Genomic DNA, 17,097 nt, shown 5'->3' with positions numbered 1-17,097 from the left:
CCTATTACTATAGATCAGACCTTTTATTCAAAAAATAAAGACGCCATTTCAACAAGACCCATCTCTAATTAGATCATATGAGCAAGGCAATCATATGTCAGTGAACTTCTGTTCGTTGTATCGCTCTATCGATATCATTTCGATAAATTCAGTCTGATATCCTTATACAATAAAAAAATGACGACCGTGAAGTCGTCAGTAGTAGAAGAATCTACGTATCGCAAAATAATAGTTTCTAACTCACATCAAAATTAGTATAACTATACCCTTCTCTCGTTTTCTTCACCTCCAGGATTGCAGGTATCGCGCTCTTCAACTCCTGGACATGTGAGATCACACCAATCATTCGGCCGGACTGTTGCAGGTCAATCAGAGTATCAATGGCCTTGTTAAGAGACTCTTCGTCCAGTGAACCAAAACCCTCGTCGATGAACATGGTCTCTAGTGAAACGCCGCCATCATAGGCTTGAATAACATCCGCCATACCTAGTGCCAGACACAGCGAAGCATTAAATTTTTCTCCACCGGATAATGTCTTCACATCCCTCAGCTGACCGGTGTAATTGTCATACACATCAAATCCAAGACCACTTTGCTTGCCACGTTTCTCCATACGATCGCTGCGGACAAGGTAGTATTGTCCTCCCGACATCTTTTGTAGCCGATGGTTTGCATTGTGAATAATTTTATCTAAAAACTCAATTTGTAGATAGCGTTCAAAGGAGATCTTACTGCTATTTTCTCCGCGCACAACATCATACAAATCTTTCACCACTTGGTACTCACGTTCAGCCTCTTGGCAGCTACGCTCAGCTTCAAGAATATTCGCCTTAAATTCCGAGCCTTTATCAAAGTTATTCCCAGCTTGGATAGACTCCGCGCGAACGATATCAATAGATTTCTCCAGATCATCTAGAAGCTTCTGCAAGATGGCAAGATCTTGACGTTCTTTACCTGCCAGCGTGAAGATTAATTCCTCAATTTGCTTGGTTACCGATGCCAATGAGGCCTTGTACATTTCAATCTGACTCTTCAGCTCAGCTTGAGCACTATTGCTCATCTTCGCTGCTTTATAGCTTTCTTCTGAAGTGAACCCAGCCTGTTCTAACGCTCCGAGGTAGCTTCGAAGAGCCTTGTCCTTATTGCTAGTCGCTTCACTTTTCCCATTCTCTGCATTGACTCGGCTTGCAGATGCCTTGATATTCCGTTCGTTCGCTTCCTGGTATTGGCCCTGTGCTTGCTTCCACGCGCCCTCAAGTTGTCTATTGTTAACCTCTGCACTCTTGATATGCTGTTCTAATTTCCCAAGACTACGTACTTCTTCTGGCAAGCTGGATAACGATTGATCAAATAATGCTTTCTCAGTTACATACTCTGTATTTTTGCTATTGAACAAATTCAGCGTATGTTCCTTTTGTTTGCGTAACTCCTCCAACTTCATATCCAATGTATCTAGTGCTTGCTTGAGTGGAGCCAACATAGAATTATCTTCCTTCAGTTGCTTCTCCTCTTCAACCAGTGCCTTTCCCTCTATTTGCAGATCAGCATAAACACTCTGAATCCCTTCTAACGGATATCCCAGTTCAAGCAACTGTTGCTGCTTCTCTTGAATCTGTTGTTCCGTAGTAGTAAGTTTGGCTTTTGCTTCGAGGTGCTTTTTCTCAAATAAAGATTTCTCTTTACGCATTCGCTCAAGCTCTTCTTTGGTAGGAATATCGCCAGTTGCTGATGCTTTTTGGGGATGATCCAGACTTCCGCAGACCGGACATAACTCACCATCATGAAGATGACTTGCAAGCAATCCTGCTTGTCCTTCAATCCAGCGTTCCTCAATTGCAGAATACGCTTGATCCGCTTGTTCAAATGACTCCTTATTCCCTCTTTCTTCAGCATGTTCTATTGCAAGTTTGTCTAAAAGACCGAGATATTCTTTCATAGTTACAGCCTGCTGTCTTAACTGGTTAAGTTTCTCAGTCTTTGCCGGCAAATGAATAACCCTATCTTCCAGTTCCTTAACTTGCACTGCCTTAGAGAGTCGATCGTTTCGCTTCATCTCCAGCTCATCAATTGAGCCGTTCAGCTGCTTAGACAAGGTCTCCACTTCTACCGTAAGCTTCGTGACTCGTTGCTGTCTCTGATCAATCTCTTTTACCGCTGGGAGATATCCTTGAAGCCGATCCAGTTCACGTAAAGATTGATTCCGTAATTCTTCCTTTCCCTCTTCCTGCTTATAGAGAGCAGTAGCCGTATTGAGGGCAGCTTCAGCCTGTAGGCATTCAGTAAGCGCAGCTTCGAGCAACTCGCTTTTACGACTTAGTTCATCTGTCATTTCAAGATTATGTTGTTCATAGACCTGAAGGTGAACCGCTTGCTCCGCCAGAGACAGCTGAACTATTTGCTGCTTGATAACATCCTCTTTCGCTAATAGCTGTTGCTTTACTTCAGATTTCTTATCTAACAGATCAAATTGTCCATTCACCGCTTGTGCTTTATGATAAACAGCCGTAAGTTCTTGGTATTTGGCCATTTCAGCTTGCAGCAGCAGCTTCTTTTCTTTCAGTTGCACAGTATAATATTGAATCTCTTTATCCAATGCTTCAAGCACTTGATAAGTATTGTAGTTCTCCTGCTCAAAAACCTTGTATAAGTCAGAGACTTCACGCCCGCCTAGAGCACCTTTCACATTACCGATATGATATCCCAGCATCTTCGCTTGCTCTGAGCAAATTTGCTGCATTTCCTTGCGTTGTTCATTCAAATGGTCCGCGACCTGTTTATATAACCCTGTCTTAAAAATCCGGCGCAAGATCTCTTCCTTGTTCTCTGTCTCTGAGGTGAGCAGCTTGCGGAATTCACCCTGTGGCAGCATAACGATCTGACTAAATTGCTCCTTGGTAAGTCCAATAAGTCCGCGAATTTTCTCATCCACCTGCGACACGATAAAGCGATCGACAATGGGGATAGCCTGTCCACTGCCGATTTCATGCAGTTCATAACTTTCTCCCGTGGCACCTTTATTACCAGCCTTCACATGAGCCAACTGCCGAAATACTCGATACGTCCGGCCTTTCAGCTCAAATTCCAATTCAACTGAAGTGTGGACCTGGTCATCGGCGAAATGGCTGCGGAGCATCTTGTTATCATTTCTGTCCTCACCGCTTGCATCTCCATACAGAGCGAAACAGATCGCGTCAAAAATAGATGTTTTTCCGGCCCCCGTATTCCCTGATACCACAAATAAGCGGTGCTCTTTAAGCTCAGAGAAATCAATAACCTCTGTATCCTTATACGGCCCGAACGCCGTCATTGTCAGCTTCAATGGTCTCATAACGCTCACCTTCTTTCTCCAGGATCTCCTGCAGCGTTTCGATAAACAACTTCTCTGTTTCTGGCGATAGCTCTGTTCCTCTTACGTCTTTATAAAAGGCTTTGAACAGCGACAGCCCATCCATCTTTGCTCGTCCATCAACAGCCTGTGACTCACCAATCAACCCCGGGATCCTCATTTTACGTTCTACATGCATTGCGTTTGGATAGACCGAGCGTACTCGTTCCATTGGCGATGAGACCAACACATCATCCAGCAAGCGGACGAACACATAATCCTCATTGATAACATGTCGCTCAATATCTGCTATCAAGCCTTCTACGGTCCGCATGTCGCGTCGTGGTGTCAGCAGTCTCCGCTCAATCGTTGTTTCTCCGCGTTCATCCAGATGGACAATTAAATATCCCTTGTTATGAAGTTCTTCCGAAATGGAATACTTCAGCGGTGAGCCAGCATATCGAACCGTTTCGTTTCCAACATGATGTGCCTGATGCAAGTGACCTAATGCGGTGTAATGGAATCCGTCAAAAAATTCGGAATTTACATGTTCAGCCCCACCGATCGACAGCGGCCGTTCGGAATCACTGGTATTATCCTGTGCTTCACCGCCAGGTGTTACAAAAGCATGTCCCACAAAAATATGGCGGGCGTTCGGGTCCATCCTTCTTTTAATATCCTCCGTAATCTTCTGCATGGCATCGTTATGTGTTCTAATATCCTCATCAGCGAGTAAAAATCGTACTTTCCCAGGCTCCGCATAAGGAATGAGATGGAAGTGAACTTCGCCATGCTCATCATTCAATATCACTGGCTCCATAGAAGTAGTAAGTTCTCCAGCTATATGTAGCCCCGAGGCTCTCATAATGGTGCTGCCGAAGTCAAGACGGCTTGGACTGTCATGATTACCCGCCACCGCCAGTACAGGAATTTTCAACTGCAATATAATCTTCTGCAGCACCCGATCAAGCAACTGCACTGCTTCCGTAGGTGGAACCGCACGATCGTATAGATCGCCTGCAATAATAATGGCATCGGGCTGCTCTGACTCAATATCCTTGATAAACTGTTCAAGGATATATTGCTGGTCCTCTGTCATATAAATGCCTTGTACCAACTTGCCGAGATGCCAGTCTGCAGTGTGGAATATTTTCATGGTTTTCCGTCCTTTCGGATTGTCTTTTACTATACTTAATACGCCACATGTGTTCCTTGTTATTACGTAACTCTATTATAAAAAAGTTCACTGACAGAGAGTTGTCAGCGAACTTTTGTTCTTATAATCAATTATATGCAGCTCACCTCAGACTAGTATACGCCGAGCTAGTTTTTGTTCTCCCACTACCACGCTTTCCTGTACATGATAGACAAACGTATGCTCAGCAATATCCGTCAAATCCTCAAGATACGCTTCTGACGGATAGAAGTCTTTATTTTCTGTCAGAATAATATACCGCTGTTCGCCGTTGAATCGCTCGCTATAGAAATCAACTCTCGCTAATGAATCGAACATTTTCACATTGCTTCGGCCATGTTGACGTTCGTAGGCTTCAACGATATCTTTATAATCCACAGACAGGACTCTTTCTGCGCTTCCTTTAGGAACAACTTCTAGCTGCATGATTCGTTTTGGTGGCCTCATCGTTATGTTTTTCTGACGTTCGACCTGCGTAATTCGGCTTTCTTTACGCAATTCAATATCAATTAAACTTGCATCTAGTTGATTGATCAGTGCACTATTTCGGTTATCATGATTTTCTCGTTGATACTCCGCTCTCCGATCCATAAGCTCATTCATTTGCTTCATGAATGTTTGATCTAGATACTGAAGGACTCGATTTAAGTACCGTTCGCGCTTAGACTTCGCTCGATCCCTGATCACTATAGCTTTTTGAATTACCGCGGACCGCATAGACTTGTTATCAATGACATCCAATACTATAGGTTCTCCGATAAACTTTTGCTCAAAGAGCCAGTAATTATCAAGTCTTATTACCGAACCATCTTCTCTTCTGGCCACAAAGATGACTTCGCCATCCAATTCTTTACCTGTTCCATCTGCGACATTGACCAAATATACATCAACTGTCATCGTCTCCTGAATAGGATAAGAAACCATGAACCTCTGAGCTGTCAGTTTATCCTGATCCTTTTGTGCTAATAACATACTTAGTCGAAATAAAGGATGATCGTCAGAAAGCAACATTATATTTTCAACGATATACTCTGAATATGGTGTAAATCGAATCCCCTCATTCATTTGACTATAAGGAAGACTGTGGCTTCTGCATAAGTCTCTTATATACTTAGGCATTCTATCAATCCGCTTTACTTTGTCCTGATTCGAAGAGTATATTCGAACGTTGTTCTTTGTTAATGTTTGCTCAGTATACTCCGCATAGCTGCGATGAGACAGTTTGGATACAGCCAGGTCATACTGCTCACGTCTCATTTTTGGCAAATCAAATGAATCTTCGGCTAAGCGCTCTTGCTTGACGAACTCTAATAATCTTTTGTGTTCTTCCGATATCGTTCTTTCCATTGATGCCAACAAATCATCTAAATTTTCACGTTCAAGGATTGCTGCTTGCATAAGTGAAGGGAGATCATGATCTTCGCCGTTGAATATTTCACCGATAAAATCATATACTAGGTCCGAGCCAAGGTCGCTTCGCATACGATCCATCTTATCCAGTAACCGAATCATAACATCACCTTCTCGCGTATTAGACGCAACAAGATTAAAAACAGCAACATCATTCTTCTGACCGATACGATGAATTCTACCCATGCGCTGCTCTAATCTGTTAGGATTCCATGGAATGTCGTAATTAATCATCTGATTACAGAATTGTAGATTAATAGATTCACCACCAGCATCGGTTGCAACCATAACCTGGCATTCATTACGAAATAGCTCCACTTGCTTTCTTCGCTCATCCATCGAAAATTCACCAACGATCTTCGCTACATTCGGCAGTCTTTCCAATAACCTTTTTTCCAAGAATTCCAATGTATCTGCAGATTCCGTAAACAAGAGAAGCTTTTCTCCTTGATTAAGTAATCCCTTCAATCCAAATAATGTTCGCTCCAATTCATCGTATTTCCGTTCGTTTTCATTTTTCTTCAAATGGGTTGTCTGCTTAACTAATCGGTGAAGTTGATCAATCTCTATTTGAAGCTCTTCCGGGTCAACTAGATCCACAGCATATTCGAGTTGCTGTTCTATCTTTTCTTGTAAATCAAGCGCTTCTTCGGAATATTCATCGAGGTTAATTGCTCTTGTTTTCTCGATGAGTTTCTTACGCTCCTTTACAGTAAGCTCTAATAGGTGCTGTAATCGTTTCCTACGACGACGTAAAGACAAATCAATTGCAGCAATAGACGAGCTCAGACGACGTTGAAGCAGCATCATAGCAAATGCAGTACTATTGCTTCCTGAATTGATAGCTCGATTAAAATGATGTCGAACATATTCCGTTACATCCTCATATAATTGAAGCTCGGGCTCGGAAAGTTCGTATTGAACCGTTTTCACTGTGCGCTTTGGAAATAATGGAGTTCCGTCAAAATTCTTTATGTTCTCTTTCAATCTTCGAATAATAAAAGGATTAGCTTTCTCTCTCAGTGTTTCATTGACAGAGATACTAGAGAATATATCTCCATCAACTAGTTTCATCAAATGACGGAAGTTTTCCACATCCCCCTTATGTGGGGTTGCAGTAAGTAGGATACAATGTTCGCTACGACGTAGCAACATTTCACCAAGTTGATACAGCTTGGTTTTAGATGTCTTTTTATTAATCGTACCGTGGGTATATGCAGCCATTTTATGGGCCTCATCTACAATAACAAGATCAAAGTCTGCTTCGCTTAACATACCTTTCACATCTTCTCTTGCTGCCCAATAAACTGAAGCTAAACATAAGTCATGCTCTAGAAAAGGGTTTTTGGATGCATATTGTTTAACAATTGAACGATTAATAATAAAAAACCGCTCACTGAACTTTTCGCTAAGTTCCTCTTGCCACTGCTTTAATACAAGTGGTGGGACTAGAATAAGAACTCTTTGGATGCTATCTCGAGCCTTCATTTCTTTAATGAGCATGCCGGACATTATCGTTTTTCCCGCCCCGGGGTCATCCGCTAGTAGAAATCGAACTTGTGGAGTCTGAAGCATACGACTATATACCGCTTCAATCTGATGGGGAAGTGGAATCAACTTGCTATTCCCCAATGCTCTTTTAGAAGAATACCTTGTATCCATTAAGAAAGCATAATACTGTAGATACATCTGCAATTCTTGAGCGTTTAATACTTCTTGTACATTGTTATCATTTAGCTTTATAAACCTTTCAATATCATGCCGTTCGATCATCAACTCATAATACTGATTTGATTCTCTACCCACTGCCGATATATTAACAAAATACTCGTCTACCATCTCTACACAGTTGATTTCCACCGTTTCTGGAAACTGTGGAGCACGAACAATATCACCTTTAGTTAACATTTCTCCACCCACCTTACAAAAAGACTCTGCCGCGGCGCACGCAACAGAGTTTATTTGAGCCCCACCATTAATCGTCCAACGCCTTGACGAGTGATTTCCAATTCATTACCTGAAAGTTCAGATTCCAGTACACTCAATTTAAACGGAAAAACACATGGCTCTCCAGCAATATGATTCAACTCTATTACAACCTTATTTGTTACGATAAGCAAGACTTGAACCAGCCATTTCTTTGTTTCCGCCGATATTATGTCGATCTTCGCAGCGATAGTATGGGTATTACGCTTCCCCATTTCAAGGACTCCCCAGGAGCGAAGAGAACTAAGTACTGCATTCACAGACACTTCAACCCGTCGTCGTTCACCATACAGCCCCTTCATCTTCCGGCCGATCTGTTCGCTAGTCACTTCATCCTGCAAATGAAACAAGTAACCTAATTGTTCAGCCGTATCCTTGAAGAATGGGTAGGCAAGAAGACTCATGCCCCAGTGAAAGACGAGCTTTTCTTCTGTGGTTGCTCTCTGAAACATATCCAATGCTCGGTCACGAAGCTCAATATGTTCATCTGAGACTGAGAGCCATATTTTAAACAAGATCGTACGGGCATTTACACGCGACTTAGCTCCGCCAATGTCTGCCATAAGCCGTTCATCAACCAATTGATATAAGGCATCCCTAGAGGACATTCTAGGGATTTCATTTGCTATAAAATCAAGTTGATGAAGTTGAATTTTTTGATCAAAACCGACTGTTTTTTTCATCGTACACCTACACTATCTTTTTTGAATGTGAACAAATGGAACAATAACCTCTTCCAAGCTTGCGCCGCCATGACTAACCACGATCTCACCTTCTCGGACGAATGCTTCTCCGGAATGAGCGATGAGAACATGATAATCATCAGGTAATCCTGTACCTGACCATTGCCTACTAGAATATTGCACAGCAGCTTGGTCTCTTAGGACAACATCCCGATAAACTCTTACGCGCTCCCCACGAGTTTCTGGCAACGTGCCATCGTTTGTACTCCCAACCCCCATACTTTCCTTATTCCCATGATCAGACGTTAGATAAACATCGTATCCGGCTTCTAACAAATCACTTAGAAGTGACTTCAAGTATCCTTGTTTCAACCAAACATCAATCGCTGCATACATGCCTAACTGACCTTGTATGGTATGGTGAGTAAGTTGATCAATCGTATCGACCACGAGCCCCGCAATTTTCGTTTTGGACTTGAAAAGTGCAGCAATATTCGATCGTCCATAATCTCCTTGCCCCAATCCACGTTCATATGAAACATTTACAGAAGAAACACCATTTCTTTCCCAGACCGATTTCCAGGCCTTTTCCTCTTTGGCAGTTGTGTTAATGGAATCATAGAAGAATCTTGGGATTTCACCAGAGAAAATAGACTGTCTGGATACAGTGGTTAGTGTCGGAATCCAAGCATAAGAACCATAGACTTCTGCTTGAAAATCATTCGCCAAGACTTGCTCAATTTGAGCCCATTGAACAAAACTCATTCCGTCGCACACGATAAGCGCTATCTTTTCTTGTTCCTTGAGTCGAAGCACCTCTACCGTTTTATGTACCATGACCGGCGCATTACGATCTGTCAATGTTGCTAATGCACCATAGTGATCCCCCAACCATTGTTCAAATCTTAATTCAATTTCCTTCTCCATTGCCATTGAAAAACAACTATCATCGCCCTGCGATTGTAATTCTAAAGAGATACATTTAGCCTTCCCAGAAAGTCGAGCAATCTGTATCCAAGTACGGCGATCTATGGTGGTAGAGAGTAAAAGCTCCAACTGTTGCTGTAACCCTTTCACTGTTTCCTTTCTCTGCAGCTTACTATCATGAGTGACTCCCCAGGAGAAAACCTTCGGAAAAGAATCTTGTTCTATAGAAACCGGTGACAGTATACCTTCAAGAAAGAACAAGCCTAAAACTGAGCGTACATTGGAATCCCAGAAAAAATGCGATTCTGGAAATTTATCTTCTACAAAGCGGTGCCATTCTTGTTGTAAATAATGGGTGAATACATGATATGAGGTCAGCCATTCTTGAATCGGAATATCGGCTATTCGATGTTGCAGAGATTCAATCAAATATTGTTTAATAACCTCCGGAACTTCACATTGAAGCTGATGCCAGTTCATGATTAACAATAGACAATCTTTAAACGAAAAAACAGTATCATAGGATATTCCGTAAACGTGTCGTAAGATAAAGTCGATCGTTGCTCGTTCAGAAGTTAAATTCCCGCCCATAGACAATTCGGACAATATATCCAATGTTCGGGTATCAAGCTCACGAACAACGTTACAAGCAAGCCTAGAAAATAAACTACTTTTCCGCAACTCGACCTTCTGAGATCTGCTCCATAGATCAAAAGGAACATCCTCTAAATAATCTAACCTGCTAACAACGATTAAATTGATCTGACGATTTGATATATTATATTGGCTTTCGTATTCATAGCGAAAAGAAGCACGATCCTGAAACTTTATTATCTCAAGCCCTTGTTCCTTTAAATTAGAGATTATCATTTCATCGTCAAGTAGTTGATCCGGGTCACTTACCAACGTTATTTGGGAGAAAGGAGCTTGAAAATAATCAAGCACCTTTTGACGCCAAAAGTTCAATATTTTCCACTTCCTTATAGCCCAAGCTTTGTTTGCGCATTATCGAAGTAACGAAGAAGTTTCTCGTCTTCCTGTAATATAGTTTCTGGCAGACGGTTTCCAATCTCGACAATAGTCTGATAGTTTTTCTCGCTCCATGCCTTATAAAAACCAACTCGAATTGCTTCCGTACGGAACTGCTTCAACTTCTTTTTGCTATTAGTTAGTTCCTCAATATATTGATTAAATTCTCTCAGCAGTGACTTATTGCGTAGCTTTTCCAAATCTACCTGCTTGCTCGGATCTGGTACATACCATCGATCTTGCGCTTTCTCAATCAACTTCGAATCATTTTTAGACAAATTACGCAAGTCCTTATAATCTGTACTTAAATAAGTATGAAGCTGACTTGGCACTTCTCCATCGCCTTCATACTTTAGGAAATTCTGCTCAAGAAGTACATCTAATTCTGGCAACATTTCATGTTTGGAAATATGTTGAATTTCCTTCATGAAAATTGGATGTAGATCCTGCCGCGTTTGTGGTTTCTTCATTAGCTGCTGGCGAAGCCATTCGATGGCACTGTTTTCATCAGAAACAAATAGGCTGAGTTGAGTAAACTCTTTTACGAGTGTGCGTTTCTTATCATACTCTGCTACTTGTGATTCTAAGAAAGCCATACCGTCACGCATTGGGAATCGTTGAGTAATACCTACTTGGAATTCAGCAGATGATAATGATACAGGTAATCCATTTTGAACATGATAAGCTACCATTCGGTCAAATAAAATACGTGGTGTACGTTCAGAAATAATTGAAGCTTCTCCTTTAGAACCAAAGAATTGGGGTAGCTGTTCTAAATGTTGGTTTATAAAAGCCCAAGTAGATCCAGGAGTATTAGTCTGTTCACGTATTCTATTAATATTTTCTTCTGAAGGTTTATAAGCTGAGATAACTAAATCTTGATTTACTGCAGTTGTTGTTATCATAGCGTGGAATCCTCCACGTTGTTTATTTAAAGCATCAACACTTGCAATAACAAATCCTGATTCTTGTATTGCATATTGAATTGCATTCCATACACTTGCTCTAGTATTTGAAAACTCAACAGTTATCCATTTACTAGGCTTTAAAATTCTATATGCTTCTTTAAGACAATCTGTAATTAACCTAGTATAATCTTGAAGCGTTTTATTTTGACTTTTATTTTCAATAGCTTCATTACTCGTATTAGTCATAACTTTTAACCAAGCTTCTCTTGCAAAGCTTAACTCAGAGTACATAATATTTGCCCCAAATGGAGGATCTATAAATATATAGTCTATTGAATTACTTTTGATATTTAGAGAATCACTACTTTGTGTAGAAATGACATTTCCATGTAATTCGTTCCAAGCATTAATTATTTTATTTAATTGAAATTGCACCTGAGGAATAAAGTTATTTTCAACAAATAATGATGGAAAATATAACGTGTTAGCCATAGGACCAACAAGAGCTCTAAAGCCCATTTCTTTGCTTGCATATTGTGGCATATAACGATTCATTTTTGTTAATTTAGGCAAAGCACTTCCGAGAAGGAACTGTGCATCATTGATTGCATCATGAGATTTAATTTTTCCTAAGTAACTATTAATCATATAAAGAGTTCGTATATTATAAAAACTATGAACCTTATCATAGCCTAATTTTATCGGAGATATAGTTTTATCACCTTTGATTAAAGCTAAGTCTAGAATATTATTTAAATTTTCAATTTTTTGTATAATTTCAATAATCTTAAAATCAAATATATCTATATTTTTATCGAATCTTTTGGTGCCTACAGTATAACTTACTTTTTTAGGTGTTATTTTAGGTCTATTTACTACTTCTTTAGAAATTTGATCAAAACTAGTTTCAAACACTTTTTCTGTATACTTTTTTTCCATTATTGCATCGCATTTAGGACAAAGCATATCTTTCTTCACGGATTGTTCATCCGAATTTACTATTGCATCCCAATAATTCACCTCTGATTGACATGAACTACAAGTATATAGTTCACTCCAAAGATAGTAATTTACAGGATAGAGATGTTTTTCGTATTTTTTACAAAACAATTTCATTTCATCAATATTTGAGATTTTTTGTATTTCAGTACTTATAATTTTCTCATCCGGAATTTTGTCAAAAGTTAAATAAGCCCATCCACATTCGTCATTAACTTCACTGAGAATCTTTCTTAAAACCTGTTCACTTTTCTTTTTATCTGCTTTTTTATTATAATTATGTGCTATAAAACTAGCAGCCGGTGATAGATCTGTTAATATTGCTCTTCTATATCCAATTTCTGATTTGATTTTTATTGAGCCATCACTAGAATCAGAAATGTTTCCATATTCATCAACAATAAGACCAAGCTCTTGTATTTCTTTTATAGAAGAACACATTTCGCTTGCTAAACCAGTCATACCAGAACCAGAAAAACCATCAAAAATAATATCTCCAGGTTTGGTATAGTGTAATATATATCTCATAATAGCTTTGTATGGAACTTTAGTATGGTAGCTGTGAGCATTATAAATTGTATTATTTTTACCTTCACTAATATCTGTAGCAAAAGGCTCACGATGATATTCCTCATTCAAATCACGACCATATTTTGTAACCTTTTCTTTTTCCCATTCTTCAATAAAATCATTAATCCATGGATTCGGACATGCCGTATAATACGGAGGTTCCGACAAGGCCAATATATCCTCATCCTCACCGATCGGAAAGCCTTCTATCTTTCTAAGCCCTGGCAACTTCTTTCGCAATTCTTCTGTAAAGTATGCTCGACGTGCCTCGTCATTTTCAAAAGTCATACCCAAGCAGGTCACAGGACCTGTTTGGGGCGATTGATCTTCACTTTGGAACTCTAGTTGTTCTACTTTATCAGTCATTCTGCTTATCACCTTTCTGCAACAAAACCCTAACTCTATTGCCATGCCCCGACCCTACATAATCTCTGACTAGTGCTTCAAAACGATTTCGCAATTCATCCACAGTCAGCGGATGACCATTTCCAGCCATCTGGAATAATTGATCCGCGGAAAGCTCGACCTTATGAATCCCTTCAAATAATTCTTTTAAGGTCTGCACTAATTTCAATTCAATAGGTGATGAGAACTTTCCAACTTGTATGAATTGATTGAGTAATTGTCTCTGATCAGCACTTAGCAACATTATGCTCTCTTTAATCTCGGCATCATTCAATGTGTTAATTACTGTATCCGTCCACGATGTTATTAATTCCTCAAGTTCTTCGTCTAATTTATCAATACTAGCTTGTTTGACGTATGGTTCATCCTTCGGACGATATCGGCAATGTGGACAGATTACAGCATGCCCCAAGTCATCTTTCTTAAGGTTCCAGCAGAACTTAAGCTTTTCAAGCTTTGATTTCCATTCCTCCAACTGTCTTGAAGGCAATATAGATATGCTCGTTAATTGGCGTAATGTTGCATACCTTCCATCTTGCAAAAGTTGATCTTTCTTATTCTCATCCGTAATTCCAAGCCGTGCACTACTATGCATAGCATAATATAAATCGATATATTGATCCTTGAGTTTCTGCAGACTTTGAATTTCCTTTTGGCAATCTTCTCCTGCTTTCAAAGCATGGAGAATATCTTCCAGAGCAGCTTCCACCTTAACATACCACTCATGTTTCACTTGAACATGATTAAGTGCATTCACGATATACTGTGCCTTTTGCGCTACGTCGATTGCCTTTTGCTCTAATTTCCTCAACTGTTTAGCCAATTGGATATGTTCTTGCATGTCCTCAATATCAGCAGTGGAGTATTTGAAATTTTTCAATTTGGCGGGCGTGTTATATACATTCAAACTTTGCAGGAACTCGTTAAGCTTCCTTAATTTCTGTTGATTCTCTTTAATATCAGCCTCAGACAGAAGAGGAGAATCCCACGTTGGAATTCCTGACTTGATGTCCTGTTCCAACTTTACAATCTCTTTCAGCAGCTTATCAACTTCCACTTGCAACTGTGCAACCCCGATTGTTTGAGATTGTGGCTGAAGCAGACCATGACTAATGTTGAAAAGGTCGAATAATGCTCGCAGTTCTGCTAGCGGTAAATCAGATGGTTTCTTAATATGACTAAATTCCATGATCCCTTCTGCCTTCAGACGAATTAATTCATCTAGCTTCATAGAGTCATAAGTATTTCCGTTAATTGTAATAACAATATCTCCACTGTACACGAGTGCTACTAATAGTACAGCTAATAGTTCCGGCTCTAGTCTATACTCTACCGTTCTTCTAACTTCCATTCCACCCGCAATTCGTTCAATGTGTAGAATTTCGGATGCATTGACCACCTGGTTATGATCTTTATCATTTACAAGTTTCAAGATCCATGTGGCATATCCCGATTTTTGCACATTCAGCTTATCACCATCCAACAACACAAGACCTTCAAGCAATGCCCTTGCTGTTTTTGTTTTATTTGATAAGTTAATAGAGCTTAATGCTTCGGGGATATAGGTGGTTTTCATGACATCCCACTTGATACAAGTCTTATCTGTTCGAAACACAGGGTAATCCGGGTATTTCTCTTCGAACCATTGTGTTAAACAATCGTCTGCCGCGGTATCCACAATTTCACGAACGGACGCTTGGGCCGGTGCTGAAAAGCTCCAATCTGCCAACTTTTTCGTAATCCCTTTATAACTCATTTTATACGAGGTAGGCATGTTCACTTTAAACCATGTCGTTAATTCCTTAATAAAATAATTTGCCTTCTCTTCATATAAATTCTTCGTTGCAGTCGAAGCGGTTAATGCCATTTCTTTTGCTCCAGCATACTGCTTCAGATTATGATAGAGTGCTTGATCCTTGGTATCAAGCACAAAGAATACTTCATCCAGTTTCTTCTCGTCCTTAAACTTAGGAACTTCGAATGCTTGTAGGAAATAAATATAAAAATCCCTCTCTGGCTGTGCCGTTGAACGTTCGTTAGGTGCACCAAAGAAAAGATAGCCTGGCCTCGTAGCTTTGTGATTGTACCAATCAAGCTCATGTTGCCAGATCCGATAACCAGTTAAATAAGTAGAGGGTGAACACTCGAGCACCCGTTCCAATACTTGAAAATAATAACGGTCTAATTGTTCTCCCCCTAGCGTTTCTGCTTTACTTGCAATATGATCATCTACGGGAACGTCCTTATCTAAATCAAGATAATACTGACCATTTTCTTGGTTTGAAGATATGAACTGATAGCTTACAGACTTTAATATTTCCTTCAGTGTAGACTCAACGGTAGCATCTAGAAATTCTACATCCATATCACAATTCATATCGAACAAGAAAAGTTGATCACGCATTTCGTTAGGCGTCATCCCGATTCGTACACGTAGGTCGTCCGTAGTAAGCCGAAAAACAGATAGCGCTTGAACGATCCGTTTAGCCATCGGCTTGTAGCTCGGTTTAGGGAATGAAAATTCGATCCGATCCAACAAGACATCCGCTTTCTCCATCACTTCACGAACATCTGGATCTGAACGCAGCGTACTATCCGATTGAATGTAAGTCCAATAGTTATCATAGGAGACAACTCCTGGACTATCCACAGGAACTTCTTGGTCAAGAAGCTTATCTATCTCATCACTAACTGTCGTAAGGGCAACACGCTTCTCAGCAATCTTGACTTTCTGGAATGAAGATATATAGGCTGGATGAATGGGAAACAATTCAACGTGCTTTTCAAGCTGGTCTCCTAACTTATCATACAATGGCGCAAATTTTTGTAGATGCTCCCGGATATATGCTTTCTGCTTATCATTCTTTTTAAGCAGTCGTTGGGAAACAACATATTCAATATCCTCACGAGCTATAATTGCCTGAACAGTGCGCTCTTTAACCCTTCTTAATTGCTCGGCAACAAAGGCGAACCGTGGATTATCAAACAACATTTCTTGTACGCCTGTCATGAAACGAAAACGAGTTGATTGTGTAATTTCACCCATTGCTCTTAGAAAATTGAGATCGAGCATGAGTTCTTGTTCTTTCCGACTGCGCAAGTAGTCCAACAATTCGTCAATAATTAGAATAAACCCTTGCTCTGGATAAGTCTCATGGAAAGCAGACATTAACTTGACTAGCTCATCTTTGTTACTAAGAACCTGAGAAAGCTCTGGCATTTCATAATCAACGTCGATCTTCTGTAAGTAAGCTGTCATCTCTCTAAACAGCACTTCACGGAATGGCATATCAATACCATCAAATTCTATCCGTAGTACTTTAAACTTGCCTTCAATTTCTTTGGCTTTAGTAGCAACCGCCTGATTTTGTAGACGATCACTTGTACCTGGATGTTCGGCTAAAGCAGCTATTACACTCATAAGATGCGATTTACCTGTTCCATAATTTCCGACAACCATAATCCCTTTATGGTCTATAGGGCGATCAAATTGTAATTGCTCTATTATGATGTCATTCAACACTTCTGCCATACGAGTAGATATTACATAATTATCAATGATACTATCATCTGCAATTCTTAATTCAATGATAGATCGAATAGGTTCAAACTGAACTAGCTCACGATACTTCATAATGTGCTAATACTCCTTTTCGTTCT

At 40.0% G+C, this 17,097-nt stretch carries 7 protein-coding genes; all 7 read right to left on the bottom strand.

Annotated elements, in window-relative coordinates:
• Positions 1-235: 235 nt before the first annotated feature.
• Positions 236-3,328 (bottom strand): AAA family ATPase, encoded by a 3,093-nt coding sequence (locus tag J2Z70_RS20925; RefSeq protein ID WP_209876437.1) that lies wholly within the window; start codon positions 3,326-3,328, stop codon positions 236-238.
• Complete coding sequence (locus J2Z70_RS20920; RefSeq protein ID WP_209876435.1) at positions 3,285-4,481, bottom strand: exonuclease SbcCD subunit D; 1,197 nt, start codon at positions 4,479-4,481, stop codon at positions 3,285-3,287. The genes J2Z70_RS20925 and J2Z70_RS20920 overlap by 44 nt, the downstream gene beginning before the upstream one ends.
• A 147-nt stretch (positions 4,482-4,628) precedes the next feature.
• Positions 4,629-7,838 carry a DEAD/DEAH box helicase gene (locus J2Z70_RS20915; protein WP_209876433.1) on the bottom strand — a complete coding sequence of 1,070 codons (3,210 nt, stop codon included), beginning with the start codon at positions 7,836-7,838 and terminating at the stop codon, positions 4,629-4,631.
• A 50-nt stretch (positions 7,839-7,888) separates the two neighbouring features.
• Complete coding sequence (locus J2Z70_RS20910) at positions 7,889-8,599, bottom strand: hypothetical protein (protein ID WP_209876432.1); 711 nt, start codon at positions 8,597-8,599, stop codon at positions 7,889-7,891.
• 12 nt (positions 8,600-8,611) lie between these two features.
• A complete protein-coding gene (pglZ, locus tag J2Z70_RS20905) occupies positions 8,612-10,492 on the bottom strand; it encodes a BREX-3 system phosphatase PglZ (protein ID WP_209876431.1) in 1,881 nt (626 codons plus the stop codon).
• 14 nt (positions 10,493-10,506) lie between these two features.
• Entirely contained in the window at positions 10,507-13,398 is a 2,892-nt protein-coding gene (locus J2Z70_RS20900) for a DNA methyltransferase (protein ID WP_209876429.1), read from the bottom strand.
• Positions 13,391-17,071, bottom strand: a complete 3,681-nt coding sequence (locus J2Z70_RS20895; RefSeq protein ID WP_209876427.1) for a DUF6079 family protein — start codon at positions 17,069-17,071, stop codon at positions 13,391-13,393. The genes J2Z70_RS20900 and J2Z70_RS20895 overlap by 8 nt, the downstream gene beginning before the upstream one ends.
• Positions 17,072-17,097: the final 26 nt, after the last annotated feature.

This window comes from Paenibacillus silagei (genome assembly GCF_017874735.1).
Classification (GTDB): domain Bacteria; phylum Bacillota; class Bacilli; order Paenibacillales; family Paenibacillaceae; genus Paenibacillus_AQ; species Paenibacillus_AQ silagei.
This window is presented reverse-complemented; position numbering and strand designations above follow the sequence as displayed.